The sequence below is a fragment of the Sphingomonas sp. SUN019 genome, assembly GCF_024758705.1.
In the GTDB taxonomy this organism is placed as follows: Bacteria; Pseudomonadota; Alphaproteobacteria; order Sphingomonadales; family Sphingomonadaceae; genus Sphingomonas.
This window is the reverse complement of record NZ_CP096971.1, coordinates 1,291,218-1,307,723: the sequence shown is the minus strand read 5'-3', so window position 1 is coordinate 1,307,723 and position 16,506 is coordinate 1,291,218. Positions and strand designations below refer to the sequence as shown.

At 65.3% G+C, this 16,506-nt stretch carries 21 protein-coding genes and 1 pseudogene; 10 read left to right on the top strand and 12 right to left on the bottom strand.

Annotated features, from left to right (window positions below):
* Window positions 1-11: 11 nt before the first annotated feature.
* The 8 genes and pseudogenes from M0208_RS06395 to M0208_RS18540 form a co-directional block, all read right to left on the bottom strand.
* Window positions 12-482, bottom strand: a complete 471-nt coding sequence (locus M0208_RS06395; RefSeq protein WP_258890890.1) for a DUF2958 domain-containing protein — start codon at window positions 480-482, stop codon at window positions 12-14.
* Window positions 479-1,444 (bottom strand): ArdC family protein, encoded by a 966-nt coding sequence (locus M0208_RS06390; RefSeq protein ID WP_258890889.1) that lies wholly within the window; start codon window positions 1,442-1,444, stop codon window positions 479-481. The genes M0208_RS06395 and M0208_RS06390 overlap by 4 nt, the downstream gene beginning before the upstream one ends.
* A gap of 165 nt (window positions 1,445-1,609) precedes the next feature.
* Window positions 1,610-1,846 carry a hypothetical protein gene (locus tag M0208_RS06385; RefSeq protein ID WP_258890888.1) on the bottom strand — a complete coding sequence of 79 codons (237 nt, stop codon included), beginning with the start codon at window positions 1,844-1,846 and terminating at the stop codon, window positions 1,610-1,612.
* Between the two features lie 50 nt (window positions 1,847-1,896).
* Window positions 1,897-2,112, bottom strand: a complete 216-nt coding sequence (locus M0208_RS06380) for a hypothetical protein (RefSeq protein ID WP_258890887.1) — start codon at window positions 2,110-2,112, stop codon at window positions 1,897-1,899.
* 84 nt (window positions 2,113-2,196) lie between these two features.
* Window positions 2,197-2,505, bottom strand: a complete 309-nt coding sequence (locus M0208_RS06375) for a hypothetical protein (RefSeq protein ID WP_258890886.1) — start codon at window positions 2,503-2,505, stop codon at window positions 2,197-2,199.
* A gap of 148 nt (window positions 2,506-2,653) precedes the next feature.
* The gene (locus tag M0208_RS06370; RefSeq protein WP_258890885.1) at window positions 2,654-2,962 is read right to left on the bottom strand and encodes an HU family DNA-binding protein; all 309 of its coding nucleotides are present in this window, start codon (window positions 2,960-2,962) and stop codon (window positions 2,654-2,656) included.
* A gap of 340 nt (window positions 2,963-3,302) precedes the next feature.
* On the bottom strand, window positions 3,303-3,839 hold the full coding sequence (locus M0208_RS06365) for a DNA -binding domain-containing protein (RefSeq protein WP_258890884.1): 537 nt from the start codon (window positions 3,837-3,839) through the stop codon (window positions 3,303-3,305).
* 46 nt (window positions 3,840-3,885) lie between these two features.
* Window positions 3,886-4,056, bottom strand: a pseudogene (locus M0208_RS18540) (transcriptional regulator domain-containing protein); the annotation flags it as partial.
* A 32-nt stretch (window positions 4,057-4,088) separates the two neighbouring features.
* Here M0208_RS18540 and M0208_RS06360 point away from each other — a divergent pair.
* The 10 genes from M0208_RS06360 to M0208_RS06315 all read left to right on the top strand — a co-directional run bounded on the left by M0208_RS06360 (window position 4,089) and on the right by M0208_RS06315 (window position 13,359).
* On the top strand, window positions 4,089-4,502 hold the full coding sequence (locus M0208_RS06360; RefSeq protein ID WP_258890883.1) for a hypothetical protein: 414 nt from the start codon (window positions 4,089-4,091) through the stop codon (window positions 4,500-4,502).
* Window positions 4,499-4,696 carry a JAB domain-containing protein gene (locus M0208_RS06355; RefSeq protein WP_309547031.1) on the top strand — a complete coding sequence of 66 codons (198 nt, stop codon included), beginning with the start codon at window positions 4,499-4,501 and terminating at the stop codon, window positions 4,694-4,696. The genes M0208_RS06360 and M0208_RS06355 overlap by 4 nt, the downstream gene beginning before the upstream one ends.
* Complete coding sequence (locus M0208_RS06350; protein WP_258890882.1) at window positions 4,696-4,941, top strand: hypothetical protein; 246 nt, start codon at window positions 4,696-4,698, stop codon at window positions 4,939-4,941. The genes M0208_RS06355 and M0208_RS06350 overlap by 1 nt, the downstream gene beginning before the upstream one ends.
* A gap of 80 nt (window positions 4,942-5,021) precedes the next feature.
* Window positions 5,022-5,657, top strand: coding sequence for a hypothetical protein (locus tag M0208_RS06345; RefSeq protein WP_258890881.1), 636 nt, complete (start codon window positions 5,022-5,024; stop codon window positions 5,655-5,657).
* 25 nt (window positions 5,658-5,682) lie between these two features.
* The gene (locus M0208_RS06340; protein WP_258890880.1) at window positions 5,683-6,093 is read left to right on the top strand and encodes a hypothetical protein; all 411 of its coding nucleotides are present in this window, start codon (window positions 5,683-5,685) and stop codon (window positions 6,091-6,093) included.
* Window positions 6,094-6,104: 11 nt separating this feature from the next.
* Window positions 6,105-6,671 carry a hypothetical protein gene (locus M0208_RS06335; RefSeq protein ID WP_258890879.1) on the top strand — a complete coding sequence of 189 codons (567 nt, stop codon included), beginning with the start codon at window positions 6,105-6,107 and terminating at the stop codon, window positions 6,669-6,671.
* A gap of 263 nt (window positions 6,672-6,934) precedes the next feature.
* Entirely contained in the window at window positions 6,935-7,552 is a 618-nt protein-coding gene (locus tag M0208_RS06330) for an RNA polymerase sigma factor (RefSeq protein WP_258890878.1), read from the top strand.
* Window positions 7,549-8,538, top strand: coding sequence for a FecR domain-containing protein (locus M0208_RS06325; protein WP_258890877.1), 990 nt, complete (start codon window positions 7,549-7,551; stop codon window positions 8,536-8,538). The genes M0208_RS06330 and M0208_RS06325 overlap by 4 nt, the downstream gene beginning before the upstream one ends.
* A 79-nt stretch (window positions 8,539-8,617) precedes the next feature.
* Window positions 8,618-11,170: a TonB-dependent receptor gene (locus tag M0208_RS06320; protein ID WP_258890876.1), complete on the top strand. Its 2,553-nt coding sequence runs from the start codon at window positions 8,618-8,620 to the stop codon at window positions 11,168-11,170.
* Entirely contained in the window at window positions 11,170-13,359 is a 2,190-nt protein-coding gene (locus M0208_RS06315; protein ID WP_258890875.1) for an Atxe2 family lasso peptide isopeptidase, read from the top strand. Before M0208_RS06320 ends, M0208_RS06315 begins: the two co-directional genes overlap by 1 nt.
* Here M0208_RS06315 and M0208_RS06310 read toward each other — a convergent pair.
* The 4 genes from M0208_RS06310 to M0208_RS06295 all read right to left on the bottom strand — a co-directional run bounded on the left by M0208_RS06310 (window position 13,245) and on the right by M0208_RS06295 (window position 16,350).
* Window positions 13,245-15,038, bottom strand: coding sequence for an asparagine synthase-related protein (locus M0208_RS06310; RefSeq protein ID WP_258890874.1), 1,794 nt, complete (start codon window positions 15,036-15,038; stop codon window positions 13,245-13,247). The two genes, M0208_RS06315 and M0208_RS06310, sit on opposite strands and share 115 nt — an antisense overlap.
* Entirely contained in the window at window positions 15,035-15,667 is a 633-nt protein-coding gene (locus M0208_RS06305) for a lasso peptide biosynthesis B2 protein (RefSeq protein WP_258890873.1), read from the bottom strand. The genes M0208_RS06310 and M0208_RS06305 overlap by 4 nt, the downstream gene beginning before the upstream one ends.
* A gap of 68 nt (window positions 15,668-15,735) precedes the next feature.
* Window positions 15,736-15,864, bottom strand: a complete 129-nt coding sequence (locus tag M0208_RS06300) for a benenodin family lasso peptide (protein ID WP_258890872.1) — start codon at window positions 15,862-15,864, stop codon at window positions 15,736-15,738.
* Window positions 15,865-16,113: 249 nt separating this feature from the next.
* On the bottom strand, window positions 16,114-16,350 hold the full coding sequence (locus M0208_RS06295) for a hypothetical protein (RefSeq protein ID WP_258890871.1): 237 nt from the start codon (window positions 16,348-16,350) through the stop codon (window positions 16,114-16,116).
* Window positions 16,351-16,506 lie beyond the last annotated feature (156 nt).

Sequence of the window (16,506 nt, the reverse complement as noted above, 5' to 3'; positions counted from 1 at the left end):
CCGCCCGCGCGTCAACCGCCATCCGGGCCGCCCGAACGGTACGGAAGGTCTTGCGTGCTGCTGATCTCCTGCGACGGGTCCGGGCCGGGCGGCGATCCGCCTTGGGTGGCGCGGCGCAACAGGGTTTCGGCCCACAGGATCGAACCGGCGCGACGCGCCGACGCGACCCAGACCGAAAGCGCGACGGTGCTGGCAAACGTCAGGTCGCGCTCGATCCCGAGGCCGAACGGCAGGCGCACCGCGGCGATCTCGGACAGGCTGAAGCAGTCCAGTTCGGGGCAGCCGAAGCCGAGGTCGGCCAGCCCGAACAGCGTGTCGCCATCCTCGGCCAGTGCGGTCGCCAGCCACGTCGCCGCGCCGAGCGGATTGAACAGCTTGACCACCGGCGGCGGGTCGAAGCGCCGTCCCTGTTCGTCACAGGCGCGGCGCGCCATGCCGTTGGCGCGGAGCGTAAGGCGCAGGTCGGGGGGCAGGAGAATCATGCCGCGATCCTCCCGTCCATGCGCGCGGCCTGCGCTTCGCCGTGACGCGCCAGCAGCCAGTCGGCGGCCTTGGTCGCGGCGCTCGCGGCGCGGAAGATCGCGCGATTGTCCTCGCGCAAGACGTCGAGCCACGACGCGATATAATCGGCGTGGCGCACGGTCGGCACGATGCCGAGCGCGGCGCAGAGGAAGGCCGATCCCATTTCGGCGATCAGTTCCTCGCGCGCATAGTCCTTGCTGCCGAAGCCGCTCTTCAAGTCTCGGTTGAGGCGCTTCGCGTGGCCGGTGGCATGGGTCAGTTCGTGCAGGCAGGTCCGGTAATAATTCACCTGCTCGAAAAAGGCCGGCTGGGGCGGCACCTGAACGACATCGAGCGAGGGGACATAAAAGGCGCGTGTCCCGCCGATGCGGAAGTCGACCCCCGAGGCGGCGATCACTTCTTCGGCGACGGGGACGATCTCGCGTTCGGGGAGGGGCGCGGGATCGGACGCAAGTCCTTCGCGCAAGCCCTCGCATTGTGCGACATTGAAGACGGTGAAGCGCTTGAGGAACGGCACCGCCTTGGCGGCGTCGCCCTCGCGCGCGGCGCGCTCCTTCTCGGCCTCGGGGGTGAAACGATCGGCATAGACGACGCCTTGCCCGTGCTCGCCCTTACGGACCCGCCCGCCCGCGGCCTGCGCCTGCGCGAAGGTCAGCCACGATTGCGAGGGCCAGCCGTGCGCGATGACCGCGCCCCACAGGATCAGGATATTGACGCCCGAGTAAGCGCGTGCGGTGAGCGCGTTGCGCGGGAGGCCGGGTGCGGCGCCGCCCGCCATTCCCCACGGCTGGACCCACGGCACGCGCCCGGCCTCGAGGTCGGCAATGATCTGGGCGGTGACTTCGTCGTAGAGGCTGGGCCGGTCGGCCTGTTGCCTGTCCCTGCGCGTCTGCCGCGCGCGCGTCCTCCGTTCTTTCGCCATCGCTCGCCTCCACCGCCGCCCAAAAACCCGAGCCTCCCCCGGAAGCGGGGGTGGGCGGCAAGCAGCGACCGGAAAGGCCCGCACGCGGCGGGCAGCACCCGAAGGGGCGGAACGCGAGTGGAGCAGCCGCGCCGCAGGCGCGGCTTGCAGCCCGCCAAGGCGGGCCTAGGAGGAAGCGCCGCCCACTCCCGCGCCACCGGGAGAGGCCACCACCAGCGCCGCCGCGCAAGCGGCGACCGTAAGGCTCGCGCCAGCGATCGTCACCGCCAGGCCGAGACCCGCCGGGGGCTCGGCGGCGAGCACGCTGACGGGCGAGCCGTAGAGCGCGGTCGCGCCATGGCGCGAGGAGCCATGTGCCAGCACCGGTTGATCATAATATTGGTCGAAAGCTGCGACGGTCACTGCGCCGCGTTCGATCCGAGATGCTTGTCAGCCCGCCGAGCGGGGGGCGATCAGGCGTGACGGTCGCTTTTCACGGTATGCACGGGCGGACCCTGACATGCCCTGACCTTGACCAGCGCGTCGGCGTAACGTTCGGCCAGACTCAAATGGACGCGCGCGATCGCCGGATCGGTGCACCTGGCGGCCGCGGCGCGCTCGACCGCTTCGCGCCGCTCGTAATATTCAAACCTGTCCCAGTCCGGCATGGCGACGCCTGTTCTGCTCACCGCGATTGGCGTATCCTACGCCCGTTGGCGGCGGTCTTGAAGACGACAAGGGGCTGTTCCGGCGAAAACCACCAATTACCGAGTTCAACCGATGCCGTACGGTGGACGGACATCGTATCGGACCCGCGAGAAGACCACCGGGTCCGACCAGTTACCGCTATCGACCGACCCGGTCATGGTCTCGATCACGCCATCGCCGACGGCGCGCACGACGCACGTCTGCTCGCCCAGCAGGATCCGGTAGCCGCCATCGTCGGCGGCGCAATAGGATCCGACCGGAATGCCAACGGCGCTCAGGACGACGCCGTCGGCAAACGAGTAGACGTGGTTGTCAGGACCGATTGGCTCCTCGCCGACCAGCATACGCCAGTCTCCCGCAATGCGATCGGTCATCGACCGAATCCGAACAAGGCGGCGCTGGCGATCGCTGCGAGCGCAACCACAGACAAGAAGCGACGGAGGATTTTCCATCCAAGCCGAGCCTTGCGGTCTGCATCGATCGCGTGACGCCAGTCGCCGTACAGCTTTTCGCCCGCACGCGTCATGCGGTCGCGCCAGGTTGCGCAACGTCGGCCCGAAGCGCTTGTCCGCGCCGGAAGAAGACCAGGCTGCGCGACGGCAAATCGAGCGGGTCGCCGGACCTGGAACTCTTCGTCGTGCGCGCGGTGCTTGACCGGACCGGGAAGGCGCCAAAGCCGCGACGCTCGACGCGGCCTCCCTTCGCGAGGTGGGCGATCGTCGCCTCGAACACGAACTTGACCGCGTCGTCGGCCACACGTGCGTCGCCCACATCGGCGGTCACGCTCGCGATCAGGTCCGACCTCACCATGATGCGCGGCGTGCGGGTCATCGACAATTCTCGAACGGGGGGGCACTTCGCCACGCAATACCGCAGAGATTGATCGTGGCACGTCCGCTGCCGTCGGGCCGTCCTCGTCGCGCGCGCCGTGCGTCTACGATCGAACGGGTGCGGAATGCGTACGCCATGTTCCGACGGTAGCTGCAACGCGCCGGCGTGCAAGCATGAGATAATGGTCGGGGCAGACCGAACTCACCACCGTGCGCGGAAAAAAGCCATTTGACCGTCACGCCAAGGCGCGGTGGCGAGGGCATCGGCAATGCGTGGATGTTGGAGACCATCATCGACACGGGGGTGTCCACGGCTACCCACGACCCGACTATGTCCGAGGTCAGGTTAAACAGCCAAGCACCCCGGCGGGACCGAGCGCCAGGAGTCGTCGCGCGAGCACGACCCGTCGACGAATTGCGGACTTGTGATGCTCGCCGTCACCGGGCCAATCCCCGGAACGGTGGCCGTCAGCGGAGAGGCCACCGGCGATGCCCGCCAGGCTCGCGCCCTGCGCCAGCGCGTCGGCGATCCGCAACGCCTCGATGAGACGGGGGAGGCGACGGTCGGGCGGGGGCGGCCGGCGGCCCGGATCGCGCATGCCGCCAAGTCGAAGCAGGCGGTCGAGCGACGCCAGCTGACGCGGCGTGCAGGCCGCAAGCTCGACGTGGGCACGGAGATCGGCGGGGCCATGCAATACTGTTCCAGCGATCACATCGAGCCGCAACAAACCACCCGGCAGGTGGATGGCGACATGCTCGGTCCCGTCGTTGTCGACCACGACGTCGAAGCGATGCCGTGTCAGGTCGAACGAGGCCCTTGGGCGGGGTCTCGCGGTCACCGACAGGACGCCGGGATCGATCGCGGCGGTCCAGACCACGCGCGCACGGTCGAATGGTTGCGTACCGGATTCGGCGAAAATGCAACCCCCAATGCGCAGCGAACGCAGGCGCGGCGGACAGGAGAGCGCCCTTGATCGTCGCACCAGGGGCGACCGGGAAGGCCGGGTGGCGCCTGGCGACTTCCCACGCGAGCGCAGGTCGTCCGGCAGCCAGCAGGCGGTGATAGTCGCTCCCGGACCGCCAGTCGTATTGCACGTCGCGACTACGATCGGCGGCATGCAGAGGCCGTGGCCGTCGTCCGAGGGCTGGCGGCGCGCGCGTCGCCGGCGAAGGCACGCGACGATCGCGTCGGCAAGGTGCTCCGGGAGCAACGGAGAGGCCCGCGTCGATCGCCCGGACTGGTTGTGACCAGCGCTACCGGCACCGATCGTCTGCACCCTAAACCCTCGTCCATGGAAGTTCTCTCTGAGCGGACCGAGCAACACTGCTCCTCGCAGGAGAAGACCAGCGCCGGAAACCGGCCTCAACCGATTGGCGTCCTTCTCCGGCTGGCACGCGATTTTCACGCGATGAGCGCGATCGCCGGAGCGCAAGTCGCGATGATTGCTGCGGTTGACGATGCATTCTGTGATTTCGTGCGATCTTGCGAGCGGCCGCGGCGGTGTTCGGCGCAGAAGTACCGGTTCCACAGTGACGTCTGAGCGTTCGGTTTCAACGGTGCGACCGGAGCCTCGTCCACAACCACCCGAGCGGTGACCCGTCGCGGAGCAGATCCGACATCGAAATGACCCGTGCAGGCATTAATGCGCGAAAACGACTGGGGATCTGCGGACACGAGCACATCATGATTGGCGCGAGCGGCAACGTCAGTCTGCCATCGCGGGGTTTGATTTGATGCGCAACGCGGCGCGGCATGCCGACGATCGCGTCGAGTCGCTGATCGTCTGTATCCTTGCGCTGCCCACGCCTCTGATCCGCAGGCTCGCGCATCAAGTCAGCGATCAACTTGATTACCTTGATGGCGATTCTGAATTTGAGGACGACGGAGACGCCGAAGCACTCGACGAGCGTGAACCGAATGATGTGCATTGTCGGGAAGCGTTGCGCGGCGTCGATCGGGTTAGCGCAGCAGGACGTTGACAAGGTACGGAATTACTCGTCTCTGATGCCATCGGTCATGGGGATGGCCGAATCAGAAGGGGGCTTCAATGTACAGGGTCGTGATCGCGCTTTCGGGCGCGCTTTTGGTTGCGCCGGCGATCGCGGGCGCGCAGGTGGTTCCGGTGACGCCGACCGCCGCGCCGATCGTCGTCGGGGCGCCGGTGCAGGATGTTCTGCGTAGCGGAACGTCGGTTTCGCTGACGATGAGCGAACCGCTGACCACCAAAGGCAAGAAGCTGCGCGTCGGCCAGCGGTTCCAGATGGCGGTCGCGGAGCCGGTCATGGTCAACGGCCAGATCGTTATCCCTGCGGGGAGTCCAGCCACCGGCGAAGTGACCGAAGTGCGCAACAAGGGCATGTGGGGCAAATCCGGGGCCATCAACGCGCGCGTTCTCTACGTCCGTGCCAACGGCCGACAGATCCGCCTGAGCGGACAGCTAGATGACAAAGGTAAGACCGGGACCGCCGGCGTCATCGGCGCCGTCGCGCTGCTTCCGATTGCCGGTTTCTTCACTACAGGGACGAGCGCGGCCATTCCGCTCGGTGCGCCGGTGACGGCGTTTGTCGATGAGGATCTGCCGGTCGCCTTCGCCGGTGGTGCGCCCGCGCCGATGAATGTTCCGATCGCGGCTCCCGCACCCGTCGCGGTATCCGCCCCAGCGCTCACGCCGGCAGCGGCGATCGTCAAGAAGTAATGATCCGCAACGAAAGGCATTCGCAATGAAAATGATGATGGTCGCACTGCTGGCGGCAGCCTGCGTAAGCGCGGCTTCCGCTCAGACCGCTCCCGCTTCCACACCGGTGGCGCCCACGCAAACCTCGCTTGTCAACGAAGATGTAGGCGTCCCGGTGTTTCCATACGACATCACCGATCGGCCGTACAAAGTGCTGGGCGAGGTAAAGGCCGGGGTCCGCAAGGCGACGATGTTCAGCAAGTCACCGTCACAGGAGAAAATCTACCGCGAGCTGTGGGAACGCGGTCAGAAGCTCGGTGCGGACGCGGTCATCAAGGCGAACTACGGCAACGCGCACGTCACCGCGGTAAGCTGGGGCAAGACGAATGCCACCGGGACGGCGATCAAGTTTCTCGCACCAGGTGAGGTCGCTCCGGCCACCCCGCCGACCCGGTGACCTCCGGTCGATTGAGGACCTTTCGTCCGGCGTCGGCGGCTGCCGCGCTGCTTGCATTGTGCGCGGGCACGACGTTGGCGGCGCAGCCGGTGGCGACGAATCTTATTGTTGCGCGCCCCCAAACGATTCTGCTGACCGCTCAGACCCCGGTCGAACTGATGGTCACGAAGGAAGTGACGGGGCGAACAGCAAAGCCAGGCGAGCGGTTCAAGCTGCGGGTCAACAAGGCGGTCGTCGTCGATGGCGCAACCATCGTGCCGATCGGCGCGACCGCCTGGGGCGAAGTGCTCGCGTCCAGCGGCACAGGGATTGCCGGCGGCAAAGGGCGCCTCAGCTCTCGCCTTCTATACATCGATGCCCCGGGCGGTCGGATCGAAGTGTCGGGAACGCAAGGGCATGAAGGCGACGGCAATACTGCTGGCGTCGTGCTCGGCGTACTGAGCTTCGGCGTCCTCGGGCTGCTCAGCAAGGGCACCGACGCCCGGCTGAAGGCTGGTGATCTTTTGACCGGCTACGTCGTCGGGGATCATTCCTACACGCCCGACGGCGTTCTCATCGCCGCAGTCCCGCACGGCTGACTTGCAATCTTGTCGAGCCGCGAGCGCTAGTCGGCGCAAAAGATAAAATGCGACTGATTGATGCGCCTTGCTTCTTCGCGCCATAAACGAAGGTGACCGCTATTGCAGCGAGCCATGCGATACGGCACCATGACGACAGGCCAAGGCGTCGTCTCGCTGCGATAGCCTCGGCTTGGCAATTCACTCGCGCCCGACCTTGAGGGTCTGGCGGCAGCTCCGGGCATCTGGCGCAGGCCAGGCAGGCCCGCCGACGCGGAAACGCGGTGCGTGCCAGCACCGCTTTATGCGCGAGTGATGTATGTTTCCAGGCTTCACGCCCGAGAGCGGCCAAGGCAACGATTGCCGTATCGACCGTGGTTGACGGTGCAAACCGGGCCCGCGTGCCGCGCGCCACGACTTGGCTTTCAGACCTGTTCCGCGCGGAGCAGCCGCGATTGGCGCGGTATCTTCGTCGGCGGATCCATGATGCCGACGAGGCGGCGGACCTGTTGCAGGAGGCCTTCGCCAGGCTCGCGTCGGTCCGGCACCCGATCCCGCTGCGGCGACCCGAAGCGTATCTGCAACGCATCGTCCGAAACCTCATTGTCGATCGCACGCGTCGCCGCGGTCCGCGCGGCCTTGATCACGTCGCGCTCGACGATTGCACGTTGCCAATCGTGCCGCCCGAACAGGAACATGCGATCAAGGCGCAAGACCTGATGCGTTGCTATCGTGCCGCGCTCGATGGCCTGACCCCCCGCACCCGCGAGGTATTTCTGCTGCACCGCGTTGAAGAAACCACGTACGTCGATATCGCTCGCAGGCTGGGTATCTCCGTCGCTACGGTTGAATATCATATGACGCGCGCACTGATCCATCTCGACGAGGCGCTCGGGGAATGAGCGAAGACACGAATCCGTCAGTCGGGCGTAGCCAGCTGCGCGCGGAGGCCGCGGCATGGTTCGCGCGCATGCGCGGTCCGGAAGCCGGACTCCACCACGTCGCGTTCGAGCAATGGCTGGCTCGCGGTGCGCTCCATCGCCGCGCCTATAACCGGATCTCGGAGATATTTTCGGCCGGAAAGCTGCTAAAGGAGCCGCCCGCACCATCGAAGCGATGGTCAACTCCCCTTTTGATTGGCGCTGCGCTTCTGCTGGCGGCGGGACTGGCGCTTGCCACGATCGTCCGGACCCTGCCGTACGAACCGGCCGCCCGAGCGTCTGACGACGGCGCCCAGTTCGTGAGCGTCACCGGACAGTTGCGCCGTATCGCGCTCAGCGACGGCTCGATCGTTACGCTGGACAGCGACAGCCTTGTTACCGTGCGGTTCGATGCCGGAACCCGACTGCTTCAGCTCGAACGCGGCCGCGCGCGGTTCGACGTGAAGCACGAGCGGCGGCGGTTCGTCGTCATTGCCGGCGATACGCGCGTCACGGCGCGCGGAACGGTCTTCGACGTAAGGTTCCGTACGCCCGATGCGATCGATGTCGATCTGCTGCGCGGCGCGGTTGAGGTGGTGCGAACGCCCGTCGAGAAAAGCGCTGCGGCGCGCGTGGATCGCATAGTGCTGCAAGCCGGGCAGACGATCGCAAGCCGCGCCGACGGCACGCTGTCGCCGCCCGCGCCCCGGCTCGAGGCGCCGTCCTGGACATCGCGGCTCCTGGCGTTCGATCGCACGCCGCTCGCAGACGTGATGGCGCAGGCGAACCGCTACAGCGTCGACAAAATCGTCGCCAGCGACGGCGAGATTGCAGCGCTGAGGCTGTCCGGCACGCTGCGCGTCGGCGAGACAGGGCAACTGGCGGAGCGGTTGGCCACGCTCTTCGACCTCGATGTCGACACGCGCGCGCCGGGCCGCATCGTCCTGCGTCGTCGCACGCAAAAATAAATCGTTCGAACCCCTAGGGTGGCCGTGGATCGTCGCGTCGATCTCCCAAGACGCCAATCATGGCGCAGGGGAGGTTCAAATGAAAAAGCGGCTCTTGGCGACCGGTTGTCTGCTCGCGATGACGATCGGGCTGGGCGGTCGGGCGTGTGCGCAGACCAACGCGAAGACGGTCGCCTTCGCGCTTGAGCCGCAAGATCTCGATCGCGCGCTCGTCGAGGTCGGAAGGGCGACAGGCCGGGAGATCATCGTCGCAGCCGACGCGGCCAGCGGTAAACGCGCCCCGCGACTTGTTGGCCGGCTATCCGCAGACGACGCCATCCGCCGTCTGATCGCGGGGACTGATTTGATCGCTGAATTCCGCGACGACGTCGTGCTGATCCGCGCGGCGGCCACTGCCGGTGCTGGCGCGGCCGCCACCAGCGATGTCGTCGTGACGGGTACGCGGATTCGCGGCGGCGTGTCGGCGTCCCCGCTGAAAGTGCTCAGCGCAAGGCAGATTCGCGATGCCGGGCAAAGCGATCTGGGCGAGGTAGCGCGCAGCCTTCCGCAGAACTTCAACGGCGGCCAGAATCCTGAGGTTGGCGTTGGCGCGCCGGGCGACAATCAGAACCTCGACGCGGCATCCAGCCTGAACCTGCGTGGTCTCGGGGGCGATGCGACGCTGACGTTGCTCAACGGCCACCGCCTTGCCTATGACGGCGCGGCCCAGGCGATCGACATTTCCACGATCCCGCTGGCGGCGGTCGAGCGGATCGAGATCGTGCCCGACGGCGCCTCGGCGCTCTATGGATCGGACGCGGTCGGTGGCGTCGCGAACGTCATCCTCAAGCGCGATTTTCGCGGCTTCGAGACGAGCGCGCGGATTGACGTGCCGACGGAGGGCGGCGGGACCGAGCAGCAATATAATGCGACGGCCGGGACGGTCTGGCGCGGCGGGGGCGTGCTTGCGACGTACAACTTCAATCAAAGCGATCAGATAACCGCCGGACAACGCAATATTACGCAGCGCCTCGCGCCCACGACGACGCTGCTGCGCGAGCAACATCATCACAGCGCGCTCGTCAACTTTCATCAGAAGGTCGCGCACAACGTGACCTTTGAGCTCGATGGTCTGTATTCCCATCGGCGTTCGTTCGGGACGACGCCGTTTACGCTCGATGGCGATTCCAGGGACTTTGGTGTGGAAAGCTACAGTCGCACGGAGTCCTATTCGATCGCGCCAAGGCTTATCGTCGATCTCGGCGAGGCGTGGCAGGCGACACTGCAAGGGGTCTATGCGCGCACCAACGTTGCCTATGAGAGCCTTTACTACTCCTCAGGGACCGTGTTTCTCCAGTTCTCCGGATGCGCGTGCAACCGCCTGGCAACGGTCGAAGCGAGCGCCGAGGGCGCCTTGTTCGCCTTGCCCGGCGGAGAGGCGCGTCTTGCGTTCGGCGGCGGCATCCGGAACGCCGCCTATCACTATACGCGGCTCGGAAGCGCGGACTTCGATCGCGAACGCCACACGGTGTTCGGCTATGGCGAACTATCGCTGCCGCTGGTATCGGCCAGCAATGCGACGACCGGCCTCCGCCAGCTCTCGCTAAGCGTCGCCGGACGTTACGAGAAATACGGCGGCCCAAGCGGTGTTCTCAGCCCGAAACTTGGTATCGTCTACGCGCCGAGCGATGGCATCGACGTGAAAGCTACCTGGGGTCGATCGTTCAAGGCACCGACGCTCAACCAGCAATATTCCCCAAGTTTCTTCAATCTCATCAATGCCAGCGATCTCGGGTTCGTCACCTTTCCGCCGCCATCGACGATCGCGATCGTCGATGGTGGCAGCGCTACCCTCAGGCCAGAACGCGCAAGGACATGGTCGGCGACGATCGACTTCCACCCCGTGGCAGCGCCGGGCGCACGGTTCAGCATTGGCTATTTCAACGTCGACTTTACCGACAGGGTCCAGTTGCCGATCGACAGCCTGTTCGGCTCACTCGGCAACCCGATCTACGCTGCGTTCATCCTGGCGTCGCCGAGCGTGACGCAGGTCAATGACGCCATCGCGGCGACGAGCGCCGGTTTGCAGAACCAGACCGGCAGGCCCTTCGATCCGGCGGAAGTGGTCGCGATCGTCGATCAACGCTACCGCAACGTCGCTCGCGAGAAGGCCTCGGGCGTCGATGTCGCGGCCAGCTATACGCACCAGATGGAGGGCGGCCGGTCGATCGCGGTGACGATCGATGCGAGCCATCTGACGAGCAGCCGCGTCCTTATTCCCGGGCTTTCGCCGGTGCAGCTGGCGGGCAGGATATTCTACCCGCCGCGATTTCGCGGTCGTGGCGGCCTGACGTGGACGAGTCCGCGGCTGACGCTCGCGGGTTATGTGAACTACGTCGGCGAAGTCGATGATCGACGCGCTGCCACGCCGCGGTCGGTGTCCGGTCAAACAACGGTCGACGTGGCGCTCCGCGCCCGGCTCGCGGAGCAAGGTTGGCTGAGCGGCACCGAATTGGCGCTGTCGGTCCGCAATGCGCTCAATGATCTGCCCTCTGCGATCAACACCGGGTTCGCTTATGCGACGCCCTACGATTCTACCAATTATTCGGCGGTCGGTCGCGTCATCGGCGTTCAGCTCACGCGGCGATTCTGATGATGCGGACGTTGTTAGGACGTTTCGGCGCGCGTCTTGCCTTCGCGCTCGCCGCTGGCGCGTTCGCCTCGATGGCTGGGACAGCCCACGCGTGCTCGCCGTTTTCGCCTGCCAGCCGATCCGCGGGCGGCGCGGCAGTAACGCCCGGCGATCTCGTGGCGTTGCGCGATGTCGGCCAGAGCGACGCCAGCCAGACACAGGGGACTGCTTTCGGCATCTCGCCCGACGGTTCGCGGATCGCGCTTTTGGTCCGGCGTGGCGATGTCGCAAGCAACACCTACTGCCAGGCCCTCGTCGTTGTCACGATCGGATCAGCTGGAGGACCGAAGATCATCGAGGTCGACGCGCAGCCGGTCGGATGGGCACCGAATACGCGAGGATGGGCGATACCGAACGGCGCCTTTCGACCCAATCCTCCCAAATGGTCGCCGGACGGCCGTCTGGTGGCCTTCCTGAAGCCCGTCGCGGGCAAGCAACAGGTGCTGGCGATCGATCTCGCGAGCCGCGCGGCGAAGCTCGCGACCGCGGCGGCGGGCGGCGTGGACGATTTCGCCTGGACGCCAAGCGGAACCGCGATCGTCTACGCAACCAGGCCGGGGCTTCCGGCCCACGAAGCGGCGGTCAAAAAGGAGGCGCGAACCGGCTTTCACTATGACGATCGGATCTCGCCGATGTTCGCGCTGCGGCCGATGATACCGAGCAACCTCGGCATCGCCTATCGCGTCGAGTCTGTTGGTCAAGCCGACGAACGATCGGCAACCGCGACCGAGCGAGCGCTGGTCGATCCAGAAACAGTCCCCGGTCGGCCGGCCGGTGCCTTCGCCTTTGCAGCGGATGGGTCCGGTCGCCGGGCCGCGCTGATGGCGAGCGACCCGGAGCGCTTCTGGTTTTCGGCGCGGATTCTAATCAGGGAAAACAACAGCATTGCCGAAAAATGCTTGCACCCGACCTGCAGAGGCCTGCTTTTCAACGTATGGTTGACGGATGGTGCCGTCATCTACCTGCGGCGTGAGGGATGGGCAGACAGCCTGACGGCGATCTACCGGTGGCAGGCAGGGCAGGTGCCTCGGAGACTGTTCGCCACCGAGGACGCGTTGACGGGCTGCACGATGACCGAATCGCGTCTGGTTTGCGGTCGCGAAGCATCGCGTCAGCCGCGTCGTCTCTGGACGCTGGATACCGTGACCGGGGCGCAGGATATTATCTTCGACCCTAACCCCGGATTTACTGGCCACCGCCTCGCCCGGGTCGAGCGTCTGCGCTGGCAAAGCCTTGGTGGTGCCGAGGGCTACGGTGATCTTGTCGTGCCGGGCGGACCGCCCCCGACGCAAGGCTTTCCGATGATCGTGGTCCAGTATCGAACGCGGGGATTTCTACGCGGCGGGGTCGGGGACGAATATCCCATCTTTGCGCTGGCGGCGCGCGGTTTTGCGGTGCTGAGCCTCGAGGAAGCCAGCTTCGACCGCTATGTAGCGAGCGATCCGGCGACCAGAGTCACCGCGCAATCGTATCGCGCCGCAGAACGGGACAATGGCGAGCGCCGTCTGCAGCAAGCAAATCTCGAAGCGGGCGTCGCCGCTGCACGCGGCAGGGTCAGGATCGATATGGCCCGGCTCGGCGCGACCGGTATTAGCGATGCGGCATCGAGCGCCGTCTACGCGCTTGCGACCAGCAATCTCTTCAGCGTTGCGGCGCTTGGAACGCCGGTGATCGACCCAACGGTCTTGGCGTTGGGCGGGCATTCGCTGCAGCGGCAGTTTCGTGAGCTGGGCTATCCCCCGTTCGCCGGCGATCAAGGCGCGTTCTACCGGCCAATCGCAATGGTCCCGAATGCCGAGCGCTTCCGCGTGCCGATGTTGTTTCAATGGTCCGCGACTGAATATCTCGGCGGCATGGTATCGATGGCGGCGCTCGAGGAAGCGCGCGTGCCGGTCGACCTGTATATCTATCCCGGCGAATACCACGTGAAGTCGCAACCCGCGCACCGGCTTGCGGTCTACGAACGCAATCTCGACTGGTTCGACTTCTGGCTCAACAATCGGGAAACTGCCGATCCAGAAAAGCGCGAACAATATCAGCGCTGGCGCGCGCTTCGCGACCAGGCTTGCGCAGCGACACCGTTGGCACGGATAGCGCTCCAGCTCTGCAACCAGGCTTCCACGTCGACGAGTGCTGACAGCCGGGGATAGTGCGTTGCTCGGAGCGGCCCTTCATGCTCCAGCGCCGACGTTACCGCTTTTCGATCGATCAGCCCGTGTGCGGCCAGCTGCCCCTCGAGCAGCATCTCGCGGATGGTGTCATGGTGAGCGGTCATCACCTGAATTTCGAACGCGTCTGGACCGCCCTTGCTTGTCCGGTCGATAACCATTCCGGGCAAATGGTCCCGGAACGCGGCGCGCGCGACCGCGCGATTGACACCCCCCTCGCACCATATCCATGTCGGCACGCGTAGACAGACTTCCATCACCTGCTGCGACATGAGCGGAGCGACGACCGGCACGCGACGCTCCGGTTCGATTGCCTCAAGATAATTCTGTATCCTGATGAGCGCGGCGACATGCGCGCGCTTGCCAGGCAGTGTCCTCGGCGGGACAGCGTCGAACCATGGGTGGTCTGACCACGGATCGGCCAGCGCCAGGGCATCACTCGTGAGGAAGCCTGCATCGCGGTGCCAACGGTAGCGGCCGTGTTCGATCAACATTTTGCGGAGCGCGGCGCGTTTGACGCGGCCGTTCGAGACCTTCGTCAACCGCGCGACATCGCCAAGCGTAGCACGGCTCGACCGTCCGGGACCGCGAACAAGCAGGCTGTCCAGATACGGTGTGCACGACGTCAGGTAACAGAACACATTGTCGCCGCCGCCGCCATGGAACAGCGCGTCGGCGCCGCAGTCGACCGATGCGTTGCGCCAGATGTGATCGATTGCCTGTCCGAAGAGCCGTGCCGTGGGGCGCGGAAGACGAGCGGCATTTGATCGGCGCGGGTCGATCGTGTCGATGTGAAGCGATCGTTCGATCAGCGGCACGGCGCAATAGTCGGCAGCCGCACGCGCGTACTGCCGTTCGTCGCCGATCGGCTCGTCGGTCATGATCGTCACGGCGGCGATTGTGTGCGCCTGTGCGGCCGCCAGAACGATTGACGAGTCCAATCCGCCGGACAGGCTGACCAGCGATCGTGGATAGCGCCTGCACCAACCGGCAACCGTATTGAGTGTCGCGCGACGGACAAGTTCGATCGCGTCCTCACGTTCGTCGATCCTCAGTTCCGGCACCGTGAATCGCCACGGTTGCCAGATCGGATCGACACGGGTCTCACTCGGGCGCACGACGAGCCGCTCGCCGGGCATCAGCTCGCACAGGCCGGCAAGACAGGTTTGGCGGTTGCGGCGTTCGGGCCATAACAGATGGCCGACGACGGTCGTCCAGTCGAAGTCGACCCTTCGGTAGTTATCGATCCAATCCCGGGGCTGAGAGGTGGCGACGGTTACGCCGCCGTATTCGGACCAATAACAAGGCACTTCGCCCGACGGATCGCGGATGATCGAGACGCCACCATCGGGATCGGAGATGATGGCGACGAATCCGCCCCAGAACTGCGCAAGAAGCGAAGCGCCCCCGCTGTCATGTGCCGTGGCGCTCGCCGGTCGATCGATGGTCGCGACTGCCTCTCGCCCCGACCGATCAAACATGGTGCCTATGGCGACGCCATCGCCACCCATCATCGCGACGATGTCGGTTGGCGCGGTAGTCAACACCAACAGACCAGGCCGGTCGACAGCGACTTGATAGCCAGGCCTCACGCGTTTCCGCTCTTCCGCAAGCGCGTCGCTTCCATCCGGCGACATGATCGCAATGTAGTCGGTGGTCATGGGAGAATGACAATCGGGGTGAACGGCGCAATCCGATCGATATCGTCGTTCAGGATGCAGTCTCCCGTCTGGACCCAACAATGGGCTTCGAACGGGCTCGTCTTGACGCCGATCACCAACTGGACGTCGCAGCCCCTGGCGCGAGCGCACCGTACGAGCGCAAGCGAGCGCGTCAGGCACGCGTCGGCGGCGCTGAGATGCTGATCGAGCCAGCGTTGCGCAGCAATAACGCGCGCCAAATCGTTCTCATGCGCATGACGGCGGCGGCGCATCCGAGTAATGCGGGCGAGCGTGCGCTCCAACCCGACAACCCGAAGCAACACCGACGCTTTCGCGCGCTCCAGAATCGCATCGAGCCGGTCGCGCAACCTCAACTTTGACATTGGGAGCGCCGCGCTGTTGTCGGCTCGTGGCCGCCAGTGTGATGGGGCCGCCATCATGGCCAGGAAGACATCGCGTCGTGCGATAACACCCGTCGCCTCGGCCAAGCGATGCCGAGCGTCGATCCCGATGTCCAAGCCGTCCAGCAGGTCAATCAGACTCTGGTTTTCCCGATCTGGCAAAGCAAAGTAGCGATCCGCCTCTTGGTCGAGAAAAATCGCGTGACCGCGCGTGATGGCGAGCGACAATATTCTGGGCGGGGGGTGGGGCATCCGTCGTGGCCTTGGGCGCGCCGAAAAACGACGCGCCCGTTCGGTCAGTCGGTCGAGAGGCCGGTGCCCACCTTCAGGCCGGCGACATCACGCTCGATGAACCCCGCGCCCTTGGTCTCGCGGCTGGCCCGGCCGAGATCGACGATCCGTCGGCTTTCGTTCGTGCGCTTCATGACTAAGTCCTTCTGCTCAAACGTCGCAGGGATGCGACACGAGCAACGTCCGCGCTTTTGCGACGATCACAAAGCCGATACGCTGTCAATTCGGCCCTAAATCAGTCATGGAAAGTAGACATTGCAGGCAGCAATAAGATTTTTCATTTACACGAAGTGTTAAAACGTTGCGGCTTTTGTAATTTCGATACGTTCCGCCACGTTGCTCGACCGTCCGACCGAGCAACGCAACAAGTTACGGGCGCGCAACTAATTTCTGCGCTCCGAATGCAGGATGATCTCGAAGGCAAAGATCGTCGCCGCATCGGCCTGATCGGGCAACTCTCCAAGCCGCCGCCCATTTTGATCGATCAACGTGAAACGGTGGCCGGGTGGGGCTCGATGGTCGATGCGAACGGTCGCACCCAATGTTGCGAGATCTCCGTTCAGCGCCTCGACGAACTCGACAAACAGCCTGTCTTCAACCCGCTGCATCTTGTTCTCCACCGCCCGTGCCCAGCCGGCGACGTGAGCTTGAGCCCGCGTCGACGCTGAGAACCGGGTGTTGGAAACCTAAGACTAGCAAAGGCGCGAACGCCTTTAGGCCGGGTGGCCCTGGACATACACGTCCGCCACCCGGTCGCCTCGAAGCTCCGGCTCTAG

Excerpts from the sequence above, each read along its gene's own strand:
- M0208_RS06395 (WP_258890890.1), bottom strand. The coding sequence starts at position 482 with ATGATTCTCCTGCCCCCCGACCTGCGCCTTACGCTCCGCGCCAACGGC.
- M0208_RS06390 (WP_258890889.1), bottom strand. The coding sequence starts at position 1,444 with ATGGCGAAAGAACGGAGGACGCGCGCGCGGCAGACGCGCAGGGACAGG.
- M0208_RS06375 (WP_258890886.1), bottom strand. The coding sequence starts at position 2,505 with ATGACCGATCGCATTGCGGGAGACTGGCGTATGCTGGTCGGCGAGGAG.
- M0208_RS06370 (WP_258890885.1), bottom strand. The coding sequence starts at position 2,962 with ATGACCCGCACGCCGCGCATCATGGTGAGGTCGGACCTGATCGCGAGC.
- M0208_RS06350 (WP_258890882.1), top strand. The coding sequence starts at position 4,696 with ATGCGCAACGCGGCGCGGCATGCCGACGATCGCGTCGAGTCGCTGATC.
- M0208_RS06340 (WP_258890880.1), top strand. The coding sequence starts at position 5,683 with ATGAAAATGATGATGGTCGCACTGCTGGCGGCAGCCTGCGTAAGCGCG.
- M0208_RS06325 (WP_258890877.1), top strand. The coding sequence starts at position 7,549 with ATGAGCGAAGACACGAATCCGTCAGTCGGGCGTAGCCAGCTGCGCGCG.
- M0208_RS06320 (WP_258890876.1), top strand. The coding sequence starts at position 8,618 with ATGAAAAAGCGGCTCTTGGCGACCGGTTGTCTGCTCGCGATGACGATC.
- M0208_RS06315 (WP_258890875.1), top strand. The coding sequence starts at position 11,170 with ATGATGCGGACGTTGTTAGGACGTTTCGGCGCGCGTCTTGCCTTCGCG.
- M0208_RS06310 (WP_258890874.1), bottom strand. The coding sequence starts at position 15,038 with ATGACCACCGACTACATTGCGATCATGTCGCCGGATGGAAGCGACGCG.
- M0208_RS06300 (WP_258890872.1), bottom strand. The coding sequence starts at position 15,864 with ATGAAGCGCACGAACGAAAGCCGACGGATCGTCGATCTCGGCCGGGCC.